Genomic DNA, 637 nt, shown 5'->3' on the forward strand with positions numbered 1-637 from the left:
GAACAAACACACGGAAAACCGCGACAAAAACCCTTGACGTGTAACCTTGTGGTCAAGTCCTCGGCCTATTAGTACCGGTCAGCTCCACACGTTACCGCGCTTCCACCACCAGCCTATCAACCCGGTCATCCACCGGGAGCCTTACCCCCACAACAGGGTGGGAGACCTCATCTCAAGGCGAGCTTCCCGCTTAGATGCTTTCAGCGGTTATCCCTCCCGAACGTAGCCAACCAGCCATGCATCTGGCGATACAACTGGCACACCAGAGGTTCGTCCGTCCCGGTCCTCTCGTACTAGGGACAGCCCCCTTCAAGTCTCCTACGCGCGCAGCGGATAGGGACCGAACTGTCTCGCGACGTTCTAAACCCAGCTCGCGTACCGCTTTAATGGGCGAACAGCCCAACCCTTGGGACCTACTCCAGCCCCAGGATGCGACGAGCCGACATCGAGGTGCCAAACCATCCCGTCGATATGGACTCTTGGGGAAGATCAGCCTGTTATCCCCGGGGTACCTTTTAGCCGTTGAGCGACACCGCTTCCACACGCCGATGCCGGATCACTAGTCCCAGCTTTCGCTCCTGCTCGACCCGTCAGTCTCACAGTCAAGCCCCCTTGTGCACTTACACTCAACACCTGA

1 rRNA gene is annotated in these 637 nt (G+C 58.2%); it reads right to left on the reverse strand.

What is annotated here, in order from left to right:
• Positions 1-48 precede the first annotated feature (48 nt).
• Positions 49-637, reverse strand: a 23S ribosomal RNA gene (locus tag ABD120_RS39490); the annotation flags it as partial.

Source organism: Nonomuraea longicatena (assembly GCF_039525605.1).
Taxonomy (GTDB): domain Bacteria; phylum Actinomycetota; class Actinomycetes; order Streptosporangiales; family Streptosporangiaceae; genus Nonomuraea; species Nonomuraea longicatena.